We start from the raw sequence: 20,368 nt of genomic DNA, 5'->3' as shown, positions 1-20,368 counted from the left end.
ACCGGCGCAAATCCTGGAATCCCCATGCCGACCGCGAAGTCCTCCGCAAAACCCGCTGGAAACCTGCTGTACGCGCAATCGGGCGGTGTGACCGCCGTCATCAACGCCACCGCCTCGGCGGTGATCGAGACCGCGCGGGCGCGCGGAATCAAGGTATTGGCGGCCCGCAACGGCATCCTCGGCGCGCTGCGCGAGGAGCTGATCGACACCTCCAAGGAGTCGGCCGCGGCGATCGCGGCCCTGGGCCACACCCCGGGCGGCGCGTTCGGCTCGTGCCGGGTCAAGCTGAAGTCGCTGGACGCCGACCGCGCCCGCTACGAGCGCCTGCTGGCCGTGCTCAAGGCCCACGACGTGCGCTGGTTCCTCTACAACGGCGGCAACGATTCGGCCGACACCGCGCTCAAGGTTTCGCGCCTGGCGGCCGAATTCGGCTATCCGCTGACCTGCATCGGCGTGCCCAAGACGGTCGACAACGACCTGGCGGTGACCGACTGCTGCCCGGGTTTCGGCTCGGCCGCCAAGTACACCGCGGTGTCGGTGCGCGAGGCCGCGCTGGACGTGGCGGCGATGGCCGAGACCTCGACCAAGGTGTTCGTGTACGAGGCGATGGGCCGCCACGCCGGCTGGCTCGCGGCCGCGGCCGGCCTGGCCGGCGACGGCGCGGACGCCGCGCCGCACCTGATCCTGTTTCCCGAGCGCCCCTATGACGAAGCCGATTTCTTCGCCAAGGTCAAAGCCACGGTCGAACGCGTGGGCTATTGCGTGGTGGTCGCCAGCGAAGGCATCCAGACCGCCGACGGCCGCTTCGTCGCCGATGCCGGCGGCGGCAAGGATTCGTTCGGCCACACCCAGCTCGGCGGGGTCGCCTCGCATCTGGCCGGCCGGGTCAAGGACGCGCTGGGCTACAAGGTGCATTGGGCGCTGCCGGATTATCTGCAGCGCTCGGCCCGGCATGTCGCCTCCAAGACCGACGTCGAGCAGGCGCGCGCGGTCGGCAAGGCCGCGGTCGAGTACGCGCTCAAGGGCATGAACTCGGTGATGCCGGTGATCGTGCGCACCTCCGATGCGCCGTATCGCTGGAAGATCGAGGCCGCGCCGCTGGACAAGGTGGCCAATCACGAGAAGAAGATGCCGGCCGGGTTTCTGCGCAAGGACGGCTACGGCATCACCGCGGCCGCGCGACGCTATCTGGAACCGTTGATCCGCGGCGAGGCGCCGCCGCCGTATGGGCGCGATGGCCTGCCGAAGTACGTCACGCTCAAGAACGTCGCGGTCAAGCCCAAGCTGCCGCCGTTCGAGGGCTGAACCCAGGCCCATGTCCGCCGACGCGCCGTTGCTGCCGGAACTGCGGCCCTGGATCGAACAGGTCTGGGTCAGCGCGCGTCCGGCCGCGGCGCCCGCGCATGCGCGCGAGCATTCGCTGCCCAGCGGCGCGATGCATCTGGCGATCCGCCTCGATGGGCCGTCGCTGCGCTTGTATGCGGATGCGGGCGATCGGATCGGGCGGGTGTATTCGCCCGCGGTGGTGGGTGGGGTGCGGGCTTCTTACTGCATCAAGGACACTTCATTGCCGGCCGCTTCGGTTGGCGCGGTGCTGAGGCCGGGCGCCGCGCTGGCCTTGTTCGGCGTTTCCGCGTCCGAACTGGAAGGCGCGCATACCGACCTGCGTGATCTGTGCGGCGCCCAGGCCGATGGCTTGTACGAACGCCTGGCCGCGACGGCCGATCCGATCCGCCGCCGCGCGGTCTTCGAACGCTTCCTGCGCGCGCGCCTGCGGCCGTTGCATGGGCTCGATCCGCAGATCGCCGACGCTCTGCACCGACTGCAGCACGAACCGATCGGCGCCGATCGCATCGCCGCGCTCGCGCATGGCAGCGGCCGCAGTCACCGCCATTTCATCGCCCGCTTTCGCGAGGCCGCCGGTCTGGCGCCCAAGCGCTATGCGCGGGTGCTGCGTTTCAAGCGCCTGCTGAAGGCGTTGTCGGCGACGCCGCGGCCGGGCTGGGCGCAACTCGCGTTGGATGCCGGGTACTTCGATCAATCGCATCTGATCCGCGAATTCCGCGAGTTCACCGGAGTGAGCCCGCGCGAGTACGTGGCCGCCGCCGCCGCGAGTGCGCACCATTTGCCGGTGGCTTGAGCGAGAGGCGCTGCGGGTACGATCCCGGGCCTGGCTGGGTCCGCGCGATCAGACAGCGAAGTGTGTAACCGAAGCGGGGATGGATACTTGGGCAGATGCCCGAGCCTCATCTTGAACCTTCGAGCCTTTCGAATGCCCCGAGTTTTTGTGGGAGGGGCTTCAGCCCCGACGCTTTTCTTTCAGATCGCGATGTCGGATCGGAAGGCGTCGGGGCTCAAGCCCCTCCCACAAAAGACCTCGGGCATGCGCACTCGACTCGTGGCTCCTGCAGGCCAGACTGACTCAGTCAGCCAAGACAGGAAAACCATCGACGGCCGACGCCGCCCAGGTAAATTCCATCCAATCCAGCGCCCAACCACCGGCGCAGACTTGCGATCACATCCTCCCGGAGCCCGCCATGGCCGTCCATGAATTGTTCTCCTACCTGTGCGTCGCCGATGCCCAGGCCGCGGTCGAGTTCTACTGCAAGGTGTTCGACGCGAGCGAAAAATTCCGTCTGGTCGAACCCGGCGGCCGCATCGGCCATGTCGAACTCGATCTGGGCGGCACCACCTTGATGCTGTGCGAGGAATTCCCCGAAGTCGACATCCGCCGCCCCGAACCCGCGCGCGGCCACAGCCACACCCTGCACCTGCATGTCGACGACGCCGACGATGTGGTCGCGCGCGCGGTCGCGGCCGGCGCGCAGTTGGCGATGGCGCCGCGCGATCATTTCTACGGCGAACGCTCCGGCACCGTGATCGACCCGTTCGGCCATCGCTGGAATATCGGCCACAGCATCGAAAAGATCGAACCGGACGAAATGCAGCGCCGTTACGATCAAGATCCCGACTGCTGAGTCGAACCCCGCGCGGCGGAACGAACAGACCGAATCGGCCAAGCCGCGGACCAAGCGCCGCAGCGGGCGCACGACACCTCGCGTCCGCTGCGGGCAAATCCGCGCTTGTCCGCCCGGGCCAAGCGCCCCGTCACACTGTGCGCTGCGTCCGGTAATCAGGCCGCTGCACGCGTGCGGTCATCGCCTGCACATTGAATAGCCACTGAGATTGCGGCAATCTGCCGCCGCAAGCGTTCATGCGACACAGGGGCGCACGGACGCACAGTGTCATCACTCAGGGAGTGCTCGATGAAAGGCAAGTTCTTACCGCTGCTGCTGCTCGTTCCGTCGCTGTCGGCTTTCGCCGACCAATGCGACGACAACTTCACCAAGAAGGGCAACCCCATCACCGGCGGCGAGTATTCCACCTCGGTGAAGGTCGCCGGCCTGAGCACCGCCAGCGCGATCGGCCAGATGCGCAACATCGCCATCGGCAACAGCATGCAGATCCTCGACGAGGACATTCAGGGCGGCTCGCTGCTGGTCGAGGAACCGGCCAGCGCCGTGCATCGTCCGCTGCCGATCAGCATCAGCGCGACCGCCGACGGCGAAGTCAGCATGGTGCTCAAGACCCGCAAGGGCTCGTTCGGCAACGCCGGCGAGATCAAGAAGGCCATGTGCGGCATGCTGACCCAGCTCAAGCCGGGCAAGACCGCGCCGGCGCGCGCCGCGGCCGCGGCGGCCAAGCCGATCGCGATGTCGGCCACCGCGCTGGCCACCGAGGTCGAGCAGCAGGCCAAGGAAAACGTCGCGGTTGTCGACACCCGCTACAAAGGCCGCGTCTACACGCTCAAGGGCGTGAACAAGGGCGTGACCACCGACGGCGGCATCCTGCGCGTGTTCTACGACATGAACCCATCGCTGATCCCCGGCCTGACTCAGAGCCGCACCCTGCTCTATCAGACCCGGGTGATGTGCAAGCTGGCCTCCGACCAGAAGGGCTATGCGCTGTCGCTGCGCACCAACGACCGCATCAACCTCACCGGCACCTTCGATTACTACGAAGACGCCGAGCGTCTGGTGATCCTCAAGGATTGCCGCGCGGCCAAGTAATCGCCGCGCAGCTCGCGGTCGGCGAGACCAGAAAAAGGGCCGCATCGCGGCCCTTTTTCGTTATCCGGCGGATTTGTCATCCGGCATGTCCGTCATCCGGCACGGACACGGATCGATCGCCCCCTGCGGCTCAACCTCCGCAGGGCTTGCCCTCGACCGACATCGCCGCGGCGAACATCGGGATCGCCGCCAGCTTGTTGGCCGCGGCCTTTTCCTTTTCGTCCTGCAGGTACAGGCGCGACTTGCCCTGCGCATCCAGGCTCGGCGGCACTGCGGCCGCGGCCGGCTTGCGCCAGATCCGCACCACTGCCTGCTGCTGCGGACAGGCCGCGCTGGGCACCCGGATCAGGTCGTTGAATTTCCAGCCGGAGGCTTCGGACGGCTTGGCCTTGGCCGCATCGACGAAGCGCGCACGCGGCTGACAGTTCGGGCTGGTGCGCACGACCGCGAATTTGTACGCCGGTTCGGCCTGGCCGGTGAACTGGCCTTCGATGCGCGCGCAGGCTTCGGGGATCTGCCGCAACGTATGCACGCCGCCGACCGGCTGGGCGGCGATCGCGGCATCGCGCTTGATCTCCGGGACCGGATCGGCGGCCGCCGAGGCCAGCATGGGGGCCAGCGCGAACAAGGCGCAGGCCAAGACGGGGACGGTTCGCATCGTCGGCTCCTGACTACAAGGCCGGGGCAGACTGGCACGCATCGGCTGAACCATCACTTCACCCCATGCGCTGCCGTTGCGACGTGTCGGCCATGACGCCGGCGCGCCGGCGCCGGTCGTTCACTCGAGCCCCGCTGGTTCGATCTCGCTTGGTCGAGCCTGCTCGGTCGAATTCGTTTGCTCGGGTTCACTCGCTCGCTCCGCGCGAACGCATCATCAGCGCGAGACTCGCATTCAGCCACGCGCCGCACTTACGACAGCGCTCCACTCGCCCCGCATGAAACGTATCGATCCTGAAACCCGCCGCACACGATCCGTGACTGGGGTCGCAAGCCCGGCCGCGGCACGCGGACGCGCGTCGCAGCACGGCCTCGCCCGCTGACGCCGGCCCGGCGCCTATGCCATAGTCGCCGCACGCCGTGCTCGCATCACGGCGTCGCTGCAATGCAACACAACGCAGCGCACAGACGCGATTCCGCGGCACATCGGCCAACGAGCGACTCGCGACTTACAACTCGATCCGTTGTCCTGTGATGTCCACTTTCTACCTTGGGGAGGGGTTCATGCTGGAGAAGTACGGTTTGATCATGGCGCTTGGCTGCGCCGTCATCGCGATCCTGTATGGCATCGTGTCCGCGCGCTGGATCAGCGCTCAACCCGCCGGCAACGCACGCATGCAGGAGATCGCCGGCGCGATCCAGGAAGGCGCACGCGCCTATCTCAATCGTCAATACACCACCATCGCCATCGCCGGCGCGGTGTTGTTCGTACTGATCGGCATCTTCCTCAACTGGCATACCGCGATCGGCTTTCTGATCGGCGCGGTGCTGTCGGGCGCGGCCGGTTACATCGGCATGAACGTGTCGGTGCGCGCCAACGTGCGCACCGCCGAAGCCGCGCGCAAGGGCATCGGCGCGGCGATGGACGTCGCGTTCCGCGGCGGCGCGATCACCGGCATGTTGGTGGTTGGCCTGGGCCTGCTCGGCGTCGCCGGTTACTGGCTGGTGCTGGCGAAACTCGGGGTCAGCAACGAGAAAGCGCTGCACGCGTTGGTGGGTCTGGCGTTCGGCTCCTCGCTGATCTCGATCTTCGCGCGCCTGGGCGGCGGCATCTTCACCAAGGGCGCCGACGTCGGCGCGGATCTGGTCGGCAAGGTCGAAGCCGGCATTCCCGAGGACGACCCGCGCAACCCGGCGGTGATCGCCGACAACGTCGGCGACAACGTCGGCGACTGCGCCGGCATGGCCGCGGACTTGTTCGAAACCTACGCGGTGACGGTGATCGCGACCATGCTGCTCGGTTCGCTGATGGCCAGCCAGGTCGGCGGCAACGGCGTGCTGTATCCGCTGGTGCTCGGCGGCGTGTCGATCATCGCTTCGATCATCGGCGCGTTCTTCGTCAAGGTGAAGGCAGGCGGCTCGATCATGGGCGCGCTGTACAAGGGCGTGATCGTCTCGGCGGTGCTCGCCGCGATCGCGTTCTACCCGATCACCACCGAGCTGATGCGCGACGCCAGCTACGGCGCCTTGAACGTGTACGGTTGCGCGCTGATCGGCCTGATCCTGACCGGCGCGATCGTGTGGATCACCGAGTACTACACCGGCACTCAGTACGCGCCGGTCAAGCACGTGGCGCAGGCCTCGACCACCGGTCACGGCACCAACATCATCGCCGGCCTGGGCGTGTCGATGAAGTCGACCGCACTGCCGGTGATCGCGGTGTGCATCGCGATCTGGGGTTCGCATTATCTCGCCGGCCTGTACGGCATCGCGATCGCCGCGACCTCGATGCTGTCGATGGCCGGCATGATCGTGGCGCTGGACGCTTACGGCCCGATCACCGACAACGCCGGCGGCATCGCCGAGATGGCCGAACTGCCGCCGGAAATCCGCGCGATCACCGATCCGCTGGATGCGGTCGGCAACACCACCAAGGCGGTGACCAAGGGCTACGCGATCGGCTCGGCTGCACTGGCCGCGCTGGTGCTGTTCGCCGACTACACCCACAACCTGCAGGCCGCGCATCCGGGCGTGGTGTTCAACTTCGATCTGTCCGACCACATGGTCATCATCGGCCTGTTGATCGGCGGCTTGATTCCGTATCTGTTCGGCGCGATGGCGATGGAAGCGGTCGGCCGCGCGGCCGGCGCGGTGGTCGAGGAAGTGCGCCGTCAGTTCCGCGACATTCCCGGGATCATGGACGGCACCGGCAAGCCGCAGTACGACAAAGCCGTGGACATGCTGACCAAGTCGGCGATCAAGGAAATGATCGTACCCTCGCTGTTGCCGGTCGCGGTACCGGTGGTGGTCGGCCTGTTGCTCGGGCCGAAGGCGCTCGGTGGTCTGTTGATCGGTACCATCGTCACCGGCATCTTCGTCGCGATTTCGATGACCACCGGCGGCGGCGCCTGGGACAACGCCAAGAAGTACATCGAGGACGGCCATCACGGCGGCAAGGGCTCGGAAGCGCACAAGGCCGCGGTCACCGGCGACACCGTCGGCGATCCGTACAAGGACACGGCGGGCCCGGCGATCAATCCGTTGATCAAGATCATCAACATCGTCGCCTTGTTGCTGGTGCCGTTGTTGCCGGTGTCGGCGACCAGCGAAACCGCGGCGGCCGCGGCGCACGGCGCGAACGACACCAGCATGGCCATGACCGCGCCGGCCGCGGACGGCACCGGCGCGGCGTCGATGTCGGATCAGCCGGCGGACACCCAGGCCGGTGCTAGCACGGCCGATGGCACCGAAAGCGGCGGTGGTGCTCCGGCCGCGGCGCAGCGCAACGCCAAGCTCTACTTCGAGGTCGGCTCGTCGACGCCGCCGGCCAACGCATCGGCCGATCTGGCCGGCGTGGTCGCGGCGCTCAAGGACGATGCCAACGCCAAGGCGCGCATCTCCGGTTTCCACGACGAAACCGGCGGCGCCGCGACCAACGCCGAGCTGGCCAAGAAGCGTGCGCAAGCGGTGCAACAGTGGCTCGAGTCGCAGGGCATCGCGGCCGAGCGCATCGTGCTGGACAAACCGGCGGTGACCGAAGGCGGCGGCAAGCCCGAGGAAGCGCGTCGGGTGGAAGTGTCGGTCGAGTAAGCGAGCCGGCGGCGAGGATCTCGCCGCTGCGGTCGAAACACGATCGCCAGGATGAAAAAACGGCGGCTTCGGCCGCCGTTTTTTTATCGCCTTCGTTTTCTCGCGTCGTCTTTTTCTTTGCGCCAACACCGATCAGGTCGAACTGCTGCGCGAGAGCAGCAAGAACCCGAAAGCACAGTTCTTCGTAGTGCCGCGCGCGGATCACTTCAGCGTGCTGGCGCCGACCACGGAGTTGATCGCGAAGAAGATCCTGGCCGATACCGGCGCGCAGACCGCGATCGGGTTCAGCGACGCGGAGATCGATGACTTGCTGAAGTAAGCCTCGGGTCTCGCCGCGAGGCTTTCAGAAGGATTGAGTCCGGAGCATCGGCCATGCACGATGGCTCCGGATCGCCAGGTCATCTTGCGCGGCGACCCGTGCTCAGGATTCGAACCCGCCCTTGGCGATATCGAACCACGGCGTGCACAGCATCTGCTGAGCCTCGGCGGCGGTGAACGGCGCGCTCCACACTTGCCCGTCCGCGCTTTTGGCCGGCGCATCGAAGAACTTCTCGTCGAACGGCATCACCCCGACGCACCAACGCAGGCGCTTGGGCACGGTGGTGCTCCAGATCTCCGATTCGAACTGGCCCGACAGGGTCGAACCGGGCGCGACCCGGATCGCGAGCGGCGTCGGCGGCGAAGTCGGCGCCGGGTCGGGCAACGGCAACGCGGCGTGCAGCATTTCCACGTCGGTGCCTTCGGTGACGAAACCGGGCTGGCCGATCGCGCCGAGTTTCTGCCGGCCGATCTGCACCGTGTGCAGGTCGCCGCGATCGAACACCGCCAACGGCGGTGCCGCATCGGGGTTATGCAATTGGTAGTTCACCTCGACCGAACGCGCCTGCGCTTGATAGCGCAACTCGACGTCCAGCTTGACGCCGTTGGCGCCTGGGACGGTGATCTTGGTGCGTGCTGCATCCGGCGCTGAAGGAGCCGCAGTGGTCATCGTTTGCTCCGCGGGAGAAGGGGTGCGGGCCTGGGTGCAGCCCGATATGACGAGCGCGGCGAGGGCGAGCGTCATCAGAGGGGAACGGCGCGACGGCGCGACGCGCGCAAGCGGCGCCGACCGCGAATCGCCGTCGCGCTGAAACGAGCGGCGCGTCATCGGCTCGGCCCGGCGCGCACCGGATTGTCCGGTTGCTGCGCCTGCTGTTGCTGTTCGCGTTGCTGCGCGGCGAACTGGTCCTGGCGATCGGCGCCGGCCACCGCTTCGTTACGCAAGGCCTGGCCGGGTTCGGCGTTGGCGGCGGCCTGGGTCAACTTGCGGAAGTCTTCGCGATTGCCGGACTGCGACGCGCTCAGCATGCGATCGACGAAATCGTGCGGATCGTCCTGCAGCGAGGTGCGCGCGGCCGGGCCCGAAGTCGCCGGCGCGCGGTAGCTGGGGCGATCGTTGAATCCCAGTTCCCGACGCATGCCGTTTTCGGTCAACGGCAACGGGTTGGCGGTGGTCGCCGGGGTTCGGGGGTTGTGATCGAAATCGTAGGCGGTGCCGGTATTGCTCAAGCCCACGGCCTGACGCTCGCGATTGTTGACACCTGGGTAGGTGGTCGTGCCGACCGTGCGCGGGCCGTCCGGTCCGGCGCCGGTGTAGGTGCCGGGCTGGAAGGTTCCGGTCACGCCGTTATAAGCGTGCGACAACTCGTGATACAGGACCACGCCCGGAGTCGGGAACCGCTCGGCGAAGAAGCTGGGGTTGTAACGCACCTCCACATCGCCGCCCGCGCCCGGGCGTCCGTCCGGACGAATCGACGCATCGCCCGACGGTGTGGTGCGGGCGAAGCCGTTCTGCTCGTTTTCCAGTTCGCGGATCGTCACCTGATTGCCGCGGGTGCGCGATGCCTCGTCCAACTGGGTCAGCATCTGGCGGCCGTTCGGCGAGCCGCGCAGGAATTCGATGTCCGCCTCGACCCGCTGGCGGAACGCGTCGGAACCTTCGACCCGGATCGACCTGCCCAGGTTGGGATCGGAGCGGCCGTCGCGCACCAGGTCCACCGACTGCCGGCCTTCGATCTGGTTGCGGTCCGCGCCCGGGTAGAGCCGGTCGCCGCCCTCGCCGCCGTTCAAGCGATCGTTGCCGCGGCCTCCGGCGAGAATGTCGCGCCCGGCGCCGCCCTGGATCAGGTCGTTGCCCTTGCCGCCGTCGAGGAAGTCGCGGCCGTGATTGCCGATCAGGTGATCGTTGCCGTCGCCGCCGTAGATCACGTCATTGCCGGCGCCGCCGTTGAGGCGGTCGTTGCCGCGGTTGCCGAAGATGTAGTCGTTGCCGCCGGCGGTGTAGATGCGGTCGTCGCCAAGGCCGCCGTCGACGCGGTCGTTGCCGGCGCCGGTGGTGATGCGGTCGTTACCGGCGCCGCCGTTGACGTCCATGGTGACGTTGACGTCCGGCCGGGCATGGATGACGTCGTTGCCGGCGCCGCTGCGCACGGCGAGTTCCTGGCCGGGCGCGAGCGCGACGTCGTAGCGAGTGCCGTTGATGCTGACATCGAGCCGGCCGCCGGTACCGCGGGCCACCTGGATATTGTCGTTGGCCGCGCCGGTGCTCAGCACGAGTTGATCGAGCCCCGGGTACAGCACGCTGCGCCCGCTGGCGTCGCGGCGGGTCTCCATCGTGGTTTCGCGGGTGATCGCGACATCGCCTTGACGGAACAGCTCGTCGTAGTGGATCGGCTTGCCGTCCGCGGTGGTGCGGCCTACCACGGGCGGGCCGGATCGCGGCGTATGCGTGCCATCGATCGGAATGGGGCGTTGGGTTTCGTCTGCCACCGTCACTCTCCATGTGTGAACGCGGGTGCCGGGGAACGGCTGCTGGAAATTAGCACGCCAGGCGTGATGGGCAGAACCGGTTGCCGATGGCCGGCCTCATGTTGCCGGGACGATTGCCAGGGCGGAGCCGAAAGCGTCGGGGCTGAAGCCCCTCCCACAAAAAACCTCGCCGCCACCGCCGTGCTTGTCGATTCCCGATTCCCGAATCCCCAATCCCGCCCTTACAACGTATAGCTCGGCCGATCCGGCAGCCCCAACTCGCCGCGCAAGCCATTCTCGGTCAGATGATCGGGATTGGCCGTGGTCTTGGGCGTGCTCGGGTCGCCGTCGAAGTCGTAGGCCGGCGCGCTGGTTTCCAGGCCCACCGCCTGACGCTCGGCGTTCGGGACACGGCCGTTGTCCTTGCCGGTGCCGTTGTAGGTGCCCGGCTGGAAGGTGCCGGTCACGCCGTTATAGGCATGCGACATCTCGTGGTACAGCACGACGACCGGAGCCGGGAATGCGTCCATGTGGAACGACGGGTTGTAGCTGATCTGCACGTCGCCGCCGGCGCCGGGCTTGCCGCCCACGATATCGGCGTCGTTGCTGAAGGTCTGGGCGTAGCCGTTCTGCTCGTTGGCCAGTTCCTTGATCGTCACGCTGTTGCCGCGCGCGGCGGCCTGATCGAACTGGGTCAGCATCTGCTGGCCGTTGGGCGAGCTGCGCAGGAAATCGATCTCGGCGCCGACGCGCTGCTTGAACGCGTCGGAACCTTCGATGGTCACGCCCTTGCTGGAACTGATCTCGACATTGATCACGGTGTTCTTGGCGCCGGTCGCGGCGTTGATCACGTCGCTCGCGGTCTGCGCGTACACCGTATCGTTGCCAGACTGATTGTCGATGGTGTCCTTGCCGGCGCCGGTGTAGACCGCGTCGTCGCCATCGCCGCCGCGCAGGGTGTCATCGCCGACGCCGCCCGACAGCATGTCCTTGCCGGCGCCGCCTTCGAGCGTGTCGTTGCCCTGCCCGCCTTCGAGGAAATCCACGCCTTCGCCGCCGGCCAGACGATCCGCGCCGTCGCCGCCGTAAACCACGTCGTCGCCGGCGCCGGCATCGAGGCGGTCGTCGCCGCTGTTGCCGAACACGTCGTCGCGACCGGCGCCGCTGTTGATCTCGTCGTTGCCCAGGCCGCCGTCGATGCGGTCGTTGCCGGCGCCGGTGGCGATCTTGTCGTCGCCCGCGCCGCCGTCGACGACGATGTTGACCGTCACGTTGGAGGCGACGTTGATGGTGTCGTTGCCGGCGCCGCTGCGGATCGTGAGTTCCTGGTTCTCGCCCAGGCGCACCTCGTACTTCTCGCCGTTGATGCCGACATCCAGGGTGCCGTCGTCGCGCTGGCTGATCTGCACGTCGTCGTTCTTGGCGCCGGTGGTCAGCACGACCTGATCGGTGCTGACGTAGGTGCGGCCCAGACCGGCATCGGCCAGGGTCTGCTCGCGGGCGATGGTTACTTCCGCGCCCTGGTGCAGCGGGTCGATCTGGATGGTCTTGCCGTCGGGGGTCTGGCCCTGGGTGCGCTGCTGCGGATTGGTATCGCCGCCGTTGATCGCGACTGCGTCGTCGATCGCCTCGCGCTGCGGCTCGCCCATGGCCCGCAACGGAGCGGCGGGCGACGTCGGATCGGCCGTGCGGTTGGGATCGGTCGAAGCCGGGTTGTCCCAGTACTGCTCGGTCGGGTTGGAAGTCGCGGAGCGGGCGGCGTCGAGCGAAGCGGACATGGCGGACCTGCGTTGACGGGATCGAGTGGCTTTAGATACGCCACGGTATGTAGTCCGTCCAAGCTAGGGCCTACCCCACGCTAGGGTCGTCCCCAGGCCTCTCGCGCGGTGTTCTTGAGGGTCAACCGCGCGGCCTCACCACGCTTCCAGCTCGTAGATCCGCGTGGCCGGATCGGCCGGGTCCTGCGCGGGCTGGCGGATGTCCAGACGCACGTAACGCGCACGCACCGGCGCGATGCGATGCACGCTGACGCCTTCGACGTTGTCGTCGACCTTCACCACCTGCCGCCAGTTCAATCCGTCGCGCGACACCGACAGCGCGAACGCGCGGGTGTTCATCGAGGCCGGCTCATCGCCCGCCTGCGCATGCTTCACGGTGAAGCCGCGAAGCGTGCGTTCGGATTGCAGATCGACGCGCAGCCAAGCCGGCCGCGCCAGCGAACAGAATTTGTCGTGGGTCTTGCTGGCGAGCAGGCCGTTGACGGCCTTCTCCGCCTCTTCGCCGGGCTTGCAGATCGCCGAGCCGGTGCTCGGGCGATGCAGGGCGAAATTGACCGGCGCCGCATCCGCGGCCGTGGCCGTCGCGACCGACAGCGACGCCGCGCACAGCGTCATCGCGACAGATACGAAACGCCGCCTCATGACGCCCCCTGCTGCGCCAGCCAGGCGCGCTTGCTGGCCTGCGCGGTCTTGTGTTCGCCGTCGTGACTCCAGCCCGGCGGCATCACCAGATACAGCAGTTTGTTGCGCCATCCGGGCGCCTTGGCGATGTCGCGCCCCAGCGCATGGAACTCGCCGACATAGGCATCGAGGAAGCTGCCGGGCTTCATCGGCCGGGTGATGCCGTACTCGATCCGGATGTCGTCGCGCTGCGGCTGATAGGTGCCGAACACGCGGTCCCAGACATTGAGCAGATTGCAGAAATTGGTGTCCATGTAGAGCTCATTGCGCGCGTGATGCACGCGGTGATGCGCCGGGGTCAGGATGATCCGGTGCAGCGCGCCCAGGCGTCCGTCCTTGAGCGCGTGCTCGCCCAGATGGATGAACTGCCCCCACAGACCGTCGATGAACATGATCAGCAGCAACAGCGGCGGCTCGACCCCGGCGAGGATGCAGATCGTGGTCCGCACCAGATCGGCGTAGGGCGCTTCCAGAAACAGATGCGCGTAGTTGACCGACAGGTTCATCGCGGTCGGCGCGTGGTGGGTAGAGTGCAGGCACCACAGCAGCCGCACCTTGTGGGCGAGGAAGTGGTAGACGAAGTGGGCGAACTCCCACACCAGATAGCCGTAGATCAGCCCGACCACGCCGATGCCGACCTGGAACGGCGCATACGGCTGGAACAGGCCGATGCACAGGGTCACCACGCCGAAGGTCAGGAACGCGGAGATCAGCCGGTTGGCCAGCATGGTCAGGAACGGAAGCTTGTAGTCCTCCAGCTTGAACCGGCGCGCGGCCACGGTGCGCAGCAGCTCGTACACCAGCAGCAGCGGGATCACCGGATACAGCAGCGCCGCGGCCCCGTCGGCGCTGAGCAACGCCCGGTAGCCCTGCTCGGACAGCAACTTCAGCAAGGCCCCCAGGCCGAAGAAACCGATCACCTCGTGTTGTACGTGCTGCCACCACTGCATCGCGGCCTCTGCGTTTGTATCGATCTAAATGCAGGATTAACACCGTCGGCGGGTAGCGGCAAGCCGCGCGCGCCAACCGGGCCCGACGGGTATTGGACGGTGACTTGTCGCTTTTGGACGCAGAGCGAACCGGACCGGCGCGGTCCCGCCGCTGGCCCGTGGTTCGGCGCCGATCGGCGCACGAAGGCGCGGCTTTGCCGACGATTGGACATTTACGCATCGCCCCGGCCCGCCCCGGCGGCGCCGGCCGCGTGTGCTGCAATGCAACACCCGGCCGCGTAGAATGCGCCACCCCTTTCTTTCACGGCCCGCACCTGCGCGGGCCTCAGCAGTCGGAGCACACATGGGTCTGGACCTCGTTACCACCGGCAATAATCCGCCGCACGAGCTCAACGTCATCATCGAAATCCCGAAGGACGCCGAGCCGGTCAAGTACGAGGTCGACAAAGCCTCCGGCGCGATCTTCGTCGATCGCATCCTCTCGACCCCGATGCGCTATCCGTGCAACTACGGCTACGTCCCGCATACCGTCTGCGGCGACGGCGACCCGGCCGACGTGCTGGTGGTGCTGCCGCTGCCGCTGATCCCCGGCTCGGTGATCCGCTGCCGTCCGGTCGGCGTGCTGCGCATGGTCGACGAGGCCGGCGGCGACGAGAAGATCCTGGCCGTGCCGGTCGACAAGGTGTTCGCCGGTTACAGCCACATCCACGACATCGATCAGGTCAGCCCGCACTGGCTCGAGCGCATCGGCCACTTCTTCGAGCACTACAAGGACCTGGAGAAGGGCAAGTGGGTCAAGCTCGACGGTTGGGGCAACGCCGAAGAGGCCAAGAAGATTCTGGTCGAGTCGATCGAGCGGTATGCGGCTGAGGTCGAGAAGCCGAATTTCTGAGTTTGATCGCAGCCCAACAAAAAGGCCGCCTCATGGGCGGCCTTTTTGTTGGGCTGCGATCGGGAATGGGGAATCGGGAGTCGGGAATCGCAAGGGCAAGAGCGCTTGCGTCGCGGCCGGCCGATCGCCGCGTGCCGGCTCTTACGATTCCCGACTCCCGATTCCCCATTCCCCATTCCCGGCCCCAAAAAACTACGGCCCCTTCCGGAGCCGTAGTTCACAACCTTACCGCCTGATTCGAGATCAGAACCGCTGGGTGTACTTCATGTACACGAAGCGGCCGATGTCGAAGCTGCCGTTGTAGCTGAAGCTGCTGTTCGGCTGGCTGTACATGGTCTGGCCGATGTGGTCGAACACGTTGTTCGCGCCGACCGCCACGGTGGCATTCCACGGGGTGTTGTAGCGGACCTGCATGTCGTGGAAGGTGTTCGAACCCACTTCACGCACGCCCACCTGACCCTTGTACGCCGAACGGTAATCCGGGATGTCGCATTCCGGGCCGCCGTCCAGATCGTACGCGCACTCTTCCTTCAGACCGGAGTAGTAACGCACGTTCCAGCTCGCCCCGAAATCGCCCATGCTCCAGTCCGCGTTGAAGCTCGAACGCACGCGGAAGTTGGCGCTGTCGTTGGCGACCCAGCTGGTGCGCTGCTCGACCGGGGTGGTCGACTCGCTGTCGCGCTTGTATTCCAGGTAGTCGACGTAGGTCGTCTTCCAGTTGAACGCGAAGTTGCCGAAACGGGTCTCGGGCAGACGGTAGGAAATGCCCAGGTCGTAACCCGCGGTTTCCTGGTAGCCGCCGTTGATCAGGGTGCGGGTCACGCCCACGACCTGGCCCAGGCTGCGCGGGTTGGTGCTGCGCACGAAGCGGCTGCAGGCTTCGTCGATGCCGAGCACGTAGCAGTTGTTCAACAGCGAGGTCACGGTCTCGGCCGCGATCACGTCGTCGATCTTGATCTTCCACCAGTCCAGGCTGACGTCGAGGCCGCTGACCCAGCTCGGGCTGTAGACGAAACCGATCGTGGTCGACTTGGAGGTTTCCGGGATCAGGTTCGGGTTGGAACCCGACAGGAACGCGGTGTTGGACTGCGCGTTCGGACCGGTCGCCGGCGAACCGCCGGAAGCGGCCTGACGGAAGTTCACCGGCACCGCGGCGGCGCAACGCGCGTTGCCACGGACCGCGCCGAACACGGTGTCGCACGGATCGGTGTAGTTGTCGAAGCTCTCGCCCACGCCGCCGTACAGGTCGGCCACGGTCGGGGCGCGGAAGCCCGTCGCGTAGGTGCCGCGGATCAGCAGGTCGTCGATCGGCTTCCACTTCAGGCTGAACTTGCCGTTGGTGGTGTCGCCGAAGGTGTTGTAGTCGGAGTAACGGCCGGCGATGTTGAACGACAGTTCCTTCGCGAAGGCCACGTCCGACAGCAACGGCACGGCCAGTTCGACGTAGAACTCGTCGAGCGAGTAGCCGCCTTCGGTTTCGCTGCCGGCCAGGCTGGTGCTCAGGCCGGACTGCAGCAGCGCGTCGGGCGAGTAATGCGCCGATTCCTTGCGGTGTTCATAACCGGCCGCGATGCCGAGGTCGCCCGCCGGCAGCGTGGCGAGCACGCCGCTGAGGTTGAGGCTGTAGACCTGGGTTTCGGTGGTCGAGGTGTCGTGGGTCGGCAGGAACAGGTACTTCTGCAGTTCCTTGTTGTTCATCGAACCCGGCGCGTTGACGTCCGGACCCAGCAGCGGGTTCCACGCCAGGCAGCCGGCGATCGGAGCCGCCGCGGTGCCGCAGCGCGCGACGCCGCTGGCGTCGATGAACGACGGGCCCAGCGCCTTCTCGGCGTTCGGCAGGAACAGGTTGCCGGTCTGGGTCTTGACGCCCTTGTTCTGGTTGTAGACGTAGCCGATGTCCCAATCCCACGGCTTGCCCGCGAACTCGAACGTGCCTTCCAGGCCGCCGCTGAAGCGGTAGGTGGTCAGCTCGGACTTGGTCTGACGCGGCACTTCCCAGCCGCGGCGGTAGAAGTCGGCGTCGTAGCCCAGCGGGTTGAACGCGCTGTTGCCGTCCAGGCGCAGGTCGCCCGCGTAGCGGCTGGTGAAACCGTTGGAACGGAACGGATAGCCGGCGATCTGCTGGGTCGCTTCGCGATCCGTGTACAGCACGTCGGCCTTGGCGCGCACGTTGTCGGTGATGTCGAACTCGGCGTTCGCGAACACCGAGCGACGCTCCAGACCGGTCGACAGGTACATCTGCTCGTTGGCGTTGGCCTGGTCGAGGATGCCGTCGGTCGGGTGGAAGTTGTTCGGGTTCTTGGTGTCGGTCGTGCCGCGGTTGGCGGTCAGCGGGTTACCGGCGGCGTCGAACAGCGTGCCCCACTGGTTGATCGGGCTCCAACCGTTGGTGTCGTCGGCGGTCGGGAACGGATGGCGCGGGCCATTCGGGTAACGGGTGAACGAACGGTCCTTGGCCAGGACCGGATCTTCCTTGCTGTATTCCGCGCCCAAGGTGATCGAACCGCGCTCGCCGGTCTGGCCGATGACGAAGTTGTAGATCTCCTTGTTGCCGTCGCCCTGGCCGTACTGGCCGAGGTAGGCGCTGGCTTCCAGGCCGTCGAAACGCTTGCGGGTGATGATGTTGATCACGCCGGCGATGGCGTCGGAGCCGTACAGCGCGGACGCGCCGTCGGTCAGCACTTCGATGCGTTCGACGATCGAGCTCGGGATCGCGGCCAGGTCGGAGTAACCGGCCGAGCTGATGCCCATGCGCTTGCCGTCGATCAGCACCAGGGTGCGCTGCGGGCCGAGGTTGCGCAGGTCGACGTACTGACCGCCCACCTCTTCGCCCGACGACAGCGCGTCGGCGCGCGAGATCGCCGGCGAGCCGCTGGCGGTGATGTTCTGGACGATGTCGGCGACGCTGGTGAAACCCTGCTTCTGGATTTCGGCGCGCGACATGGTGACGACCGGCTGCGCGGTTTCCAGGCTGGCCTGGCGAATGCGCGAACCGGTGACTTCAATGCGATCGAGCGTGGTGGTCGCCTGATTGGAGGCGTCGGCTTCCTGTGCGCCCGCGATGGCGGGGACGAAGGCCGACACTAACGCCGCAGCGATAGCGGACGGCAGCAAGCCGTACCGCGCCGTCGGGCGCAGACTGCGATGGTTCATCTATCTCTCTCCAGTGATCTCGTTATGAGCGTGTTAAAACGCCCAGCAAAATTACGTTCGAAGTGTCACTGCTGCTTTGCGGCGAGGGCCGGGAAAATTTGCCGAATCGGCCCTAGCAATGGACTGCATACGCGCCATGAAATGTCGATACGCATCGCGTTGCATTCGCGCGTTGCGACTTGCAAATAATTTTTTATTTTGCGATACGCGTGTGCGTGGCGAGCGACGAATTCGTCGCGCGCTTTGCCGAATTTGACTCGATCGTTTGCGATGACGCGCGAGTGCGTTCATCGCGCGTGCTCGCATTCGCTCGCCAGCGTAAATAGCGATTAAACGACGCGATAATTTTTGCGATAACCCGCAAGTTGCGTTAGGCAGTCGTTCATTCCTGCGTAGTGTTGCGCGGATTCGCACGCGCGCTGCAACGCGATACGATGGATGCGGGGTTGATGAGGCCGTGAAGTTGCGCAAGCGCTGATTTTTTGTGTGCGCGGCGGGAGCGGCCCATGTGTGCGCGGTCGCGGCATGTCCGGGTTCAAGCGCTCCACGCGCGGAGCTACGAGCAGCTACGCGCAGCTACGAGCAGCTACGAGCAGCAGCATCCGAATAGTGGCCGGCAATGTCGACCGCGTGATCACGCGCGCTGCCACTTCCGCTTTCCACCACGTCCATTCGACGTTTGGGTCCATCTAAGCGCAGGCATCCAAGCACCCCCAAGCCCGTCATTCCCGCGAACGCGGGAATCCAGTGACTTTCGGTCCGGTGAAGGCATTTCCCACCCGCAGATACTCGCCCTGAAGATCAAAGTCACTGGATTCCCGCGTTCGCGGGAATGACGGCGTGGAGAGAGGCGCGATCGCCTGGCCATGGGTAATAGTCGCCAGTCGCATGGCAAAAACCGGCAGTCGCACGGCAAACACGAACCACCAACCGGACCCAGCCACCGCCAACCCATCCCACAAACGACAACGCCGAGGCTCACAGCGCCAATAGCGCTTGCGAAACCTCGGCGTGTCATACGCGACGCGGGTTGCCGTGTGGGATGAAGCCGGAACCTTGCCTACTTGGGGGAGGGCGGGTTGTTCTTGGGTGCCGCCGCAACCGCGCTCGCGTGGGTCTACTGCAACTGCCTGTCTGGCGCCGGCGGAACCTCGCGACTGCGAAGCGGTTCCATCCAACGGCGCCGGTATTGCGAAGTTGCTGCGGCATGAGCCGTAGCCATTCACAACCTACTGCTTTGTAACGTTTCGCTTTAAGACGTTTGGTTCTACAACGCTTGGATCTGCAGGACTGGGATAGGCAACTCCAGCATCTGCCTCTGGCGAAAGCTCAAGCGCCCCAGCCTCACGAACCCGAAAGTCCGAGAGCCCAGCCGCGCTGATCAAACCACCAGCAATCAAGCCGCCAGCTTGTGCAACGGTGCCGTCGCGCGCACCGCTTCGAGCTTGGCGTTCGCCGCCGCGCTGCGGTAACGGGTCGCCGAGGTGCCGAAGCGGGCGCGGAACGCGCGGGCGAAGCTGCAGCAGTTGTCGAAGCCGCTGGCGGCGGCGACTTCGCCGACCATCATCGAGGTGCTCTTCAACAGGTCGGCCGCGTGCTCCAGACGCATCCGCGCCGAAGCGGCCTGCGGGCTTTCTTCGTACAGGCTGTGGAAGGTCTTGGAGAAGTACCAGCTGGAGAAGCTGGTCAGCTCGGCCAGTTCGCTGATCCGCACGACCCGGTCGCAGTTGCCTTCCAGGTACAGGCGGGCGCGCTGCAGACGGCCGAACACCTGGCGCTTGCGGCTGCGCGAGCGGCCCGGGCAACGCTGGATGCGCGCGGTCAGCTCGCGCTGGACGCCGGCCAGATGCAGCAGGATCGGACGCAGGGCGTTGAAATCGAAGCCCAGGTCGGCCTCGCCGTTGCGGGTATGGGCCTGGCGCCACAGGCGCAGGGCGATGCGGGCGTCGTGACGGCTCATGCGGCCACGGCCGGCATACAGGCTGGCGTCGGCCAGACGGGCCATGGCCTTGATCGCGTCGGCGGTCAGGTTCAGGCCGATGCACACGCCGTAACGGTCGGCCTGGAGGACCGGCTTGGAGTCGCGTTCGAACGCGATCCAGTCGCCGCGCTTCAGGCGGAACTTACCTTCCTTGGCTTCGACCCAGGAGCTGCCGCGCAGTTGGACCCAGATCGAGAAGTGACTGCCGGACAACTGCGCGCTGCCCAGCCGCGAGACGCCGACGCAACTGGCTTGGATGGCGGGGTCCTGCGCGTCCAGCTGCACCAGCTGTCCACGATCCGCCCACAATGCTTGCTCCATTGGTCCAC

General features: G+C 66.4%; 14 protein-coding genes and 1 pseudogene. 7 read left to right on the top strand and 8 right to left on the bottom strand.

Annotated elements, in window-relative coordinates:
* Positions 1-24 precede the first annotated feature (24 nt).
* The 4 genes from AC3A4T_RS05365 to AC3A4T_RS05350 all read left to right on the top strand — a co-directional run bounded on the left by AC3A4T_RS05365 (position 25) and on the right by AC3A4T_RS05350 (position 4,070).
* A complete protein-coding gene (locus AC3A4T_RS05365; RefSeq protein ID WP_487674434.1) occupies positions 25-1,305 on the top strand; it encodes a 6-phosphofructokinase in 1,281 nt (426 codons plus the stop codon).
* 10 nt (positions 1,306-1,315) lie between these two features.
* Entirely contained in the window at positions 1,316-2,140 is an 825-nt protein-coding gene (locus tag AC3A4T_RS05360) for a helix-turn-helix domain-containing protein (RefSeq protein ID WP_487674433.1), read from the top strand.
* 397 nt (positions 2,141-2,537) lie between these two features.
* On the top strand, positions 2,538-2,978 hold the full coding sequence (locus tag AC3A4T_RS05355; RefSeq protein WP_056116408.1) for a VOC family protein: 441 nt from the start codon (positions 2,538-2,540) through the stop codon (positions 2,976-2,978).
* Positions 2,979-3,266: 288 nt separating this feature from the next.
* Positions 3,267-4,070, top strand: coding sequence for a hypothetical protein (locus tag AC3A4T_RS05350; protein ID WP_056116405.1), 804 nt, complete (start codon positions 3,267-3,269; stop codon positions 4,068-4,070).
* Between the two features lie 130 nt (positions 4,071-4,200).
* Here AC3A4T_RS05350 and AC3A4T_RS05345 read toward each other — a convergent pair whose 3' ends face one another.
* Positions 4,201-4,680: a hypothetical protein gene (locus AC3A4T_RS05345; protein WP_487674463.1), complete on the bottom strand. Its 480-nt coding sequence runs from the start codon at positions 4,678-4,680 to the stop codon at positions 4,201-4,203.
* A gap of 611 nt (positions 4,681-5,291) precedes the next feature.
* On the opposite strand from AC3A4T_RS05345, the pseudogene AC3A4T_RS05340 reads away from it, so the two are divergent.
* A pseudogene (locus AC3A4T_RS05340) lies at positions 5,292-7,316 on the top strand (sodium-translocating pyrophosphatase); the annotation flags it as partial.
* 60 nt (positions 7,317-7,376) lie between these two features.
* On the top strand, positions 7,377-7,817 hold the full coding sequence (locus tag AC3A4T_RS05335; protein WP_487674462.1) for an OmpA family protein: 441 nt from the start codon (positions 7,377-7,379) through the stop codon (positions 7,815-7,817).
* Positions 7,818-8,238: 421 nt separating this feature from the next.
* Here AC3A4T_RS05335 and AC3A4T_RS05330 read toward each other — a convergent pair whose 3' ends face one another.
* The 5 genes from AC3A4T_RS05330 to AC3A4T_RS05310 form a co-directional block, all read right to left on the bottom strand.
* Positions 8,239-8,805: a hypothetical protein gene (locus tag AC3A4T_RS05330; protein ID WP_487674432.1), complete on the bottom strand. Its 567-nt coding sequence runs from the start codon at positions 8,803-8,805 to the stop codon at positions 8,239-8,241.
* Between the two features lie 155 nt (positions 8,806-8,960).
* A complete protein-coding gene (locus tag AC3A4T_RS05325) occupies positions 8,961-10,625 on the bottom strand; it encodes a M91 family zinc metallopeptidase (RefSeq protein ID WP_487674431.1) in 1,665 nt (554 codons plus the stop codon).
* A 221-nt stretch (positions 10,626-10,846) separates the two neighbouring features.
* Entirely contained in the window at positions 10,847-12,382 is a 1,536-nt protein-coding gene (locus tag AC3A4T_RS05320; RefSeq protein WP_487674430.1) for a M91 family zinc metallopeptidase, read from the bottom strand.
* 135 nt (positions 12,383-12,517) lie between these two features.
* Positions 12,518-13,024, bottom strand: coding sequence for a discoidin domain-containing protein (locus AC3A4T_RS05315; RefSeq protein WP_487674429.1), 507 nt, complete (start codon positions 13,022-13,024; stop codon positions 12,518-12,520).
* Complete coding sequence (locus AC3A4T_RS05310) at positions 13,021-14,013, bottom strand: sterol desaturase family protein (protein WP_487674428.1); 993 nt, start codon at positions 14,011-14,013, stop codon at positions 13,021-13,023. The genes AC3A4T_RS05315 and AC3A4T_RS05310 overlap by 4 nt, the downstream gene beginning before the upstream one ends.
* Positions 14,014-14,356: 343 nt before the next feature.
* Here AC3A4T_RS05310 and ppa point away from each other — a divergent pair, with 343 nt between their 5' ends.
* The gene (gene ppa, locus AC3A4T_RS05305; protein ID WP_487674427.1) at positions 14,357-14,905 is read left to right on the top strand and encodes an inorganic diphosphatase; all 549 of its coding nucleotides are present in this window, start codon (positions 14,357-14,359) and stop codon (positions 14,903-14,905) included.
* Positions 14,906-15,148: 243 nt separating this feature from the next.
* On the opposite strand, the gene AC3A4T_RS05300 is transcribed toward ppa, so the two are convergent.
* On the bottom strand, positions 15,149-18,058 hold the full coding sequence (locus tag AC3A4T_RS05300) for a TonB-dependent receptor plug domain-containing protein (RefSeq protein WP_487674426.1): 2,910 nt from the start codon (positions 18,056-18,058) through the stop codon (positions 15,149-15,151).
* 1,396 nt (positions 18,059-19,454) lie between these two features.
* Complete coding sequence (locus AC3A4T_RS05295) at positions 19,455-20,360, bottom strand: helix-turn-helix domain-containing protein (RefSeq protein WP_487674425.1); 906 nt, start codon at positions 20,358-20,360, stop codon at positions 19,455-19,457.
* Between the last annotated feature and the right edge of the window lie 8 nt (positions 20,361-20,368).

The sequence above is a fragment of the Lysobacter sp. Soil_N_51 genome, from assembly GCF_057655755.1.
This window is presented reverse-complemented; position numbering and strand designations above follow the sequence as displayed.

What these genes read in the sequence shown, in the direction of transcription:
- AC3A4T_RS05360 (WP_487674433.1), top strand. Translation starts at nt 1,316, where the DNA reads ATGTCCGCCGACGCGCCGTTGCTGCCGGAACTGCGGCCCTGGATCGAA.
- AC3A4T_RS05320 (WP_487674430.1), bottom strand. Translation starts at nt 12,382, where the DNA reads ATGTCCGCTTCGCTCGACGCCGCCCGCTCCGCGACTTCCAACCCGACC.
- AC3A4T_RS05295 (WP_487674425.1), bottom strand. Translation starts at nt 20,360, where the DNA reads ATGGAGCAAGCATTGTGGGCGGATCGTGGACAGCTGGTGCAGCTGGAC.
- AC3A4T_RS05300 (WP_487674426.1), bottom strand. Translation starts at nt 18,058, where the DNA reads ATGAACCATCGCAGTCTGCGCCCGACGGCGCGGTACGGCTTGCTGCCG.
- AC3A4T_RS05365 (WP_487674434.1), top strand. Translation starts at nt 25, where the DNA reads ATGCCGACCGCGAAGTCCTCCGCAAAACCCGCTGGAAACCTGCTGTAC.
- AC3A4T_RS05330 (WP_487674432.1), bottom strand. Translation starts at nt 8,805, where the DNA reads ATGACCACTGCGGCTCCTTCAGCGCCGGATGCAGCACGCACCAAGATC.
- AC3A4T_RS05355 (WP_056116408.1), top strand. Translation starts at nt 2,538, where the DNA reads ATGGCCGTCCATGAATTGTTCTCCTACCTGTGCGTCGCCGATGCCCAG.
- AC3A4T_RS05335 (WP_487674462.1), top strand. Translation starts at nt 7,377, where the DNA reads ATGGCCATGACCGCGCCGGCCGCGGACGGCACCGGCGCGGCGTCGATG.
- ppa (WP_487674427.1), top strand. Translation starts at nt 14,357, where the DNA reads ATGGGTCTGGACCTCGTTACCACCGGCAATAATCCGCCGCACGAGCTC.
- AC3A4T_RS05345 (WP_487674463.1), bottom strand. Translation starts at nt 4,680, where the DNA reads ATGCTGGCCTCGGCGGCCGCCGATCCGGTCCCGGAGATCAAGCGCGAT.
- AC3A4T_RS05310 (WP_487674428.1), bottom strand. Translation starts at nt 14,013, where the DNA reads ATGCAGTGGTGGCAGCACGTACAACACGAGGTGATCGGTTTCTTCGGC.
- AC3A4T_RS05315 (WP_487674429.1), bottom strand. Translation starts at nt 13,024, where the DNA reads ATGAGGCGGCGTTTCGTATCTGTCGCGATGACGCTGTGCGCGGCGTCG.
- AC3A4T_RS05350 (WP_056116405.1), top strand. Translation starts at nt 3,267, where the DNA reads ATGAAAGGCAAGTTCTTACCGCTGCTGCTGCTCGTTCCGTCGCTGTCG.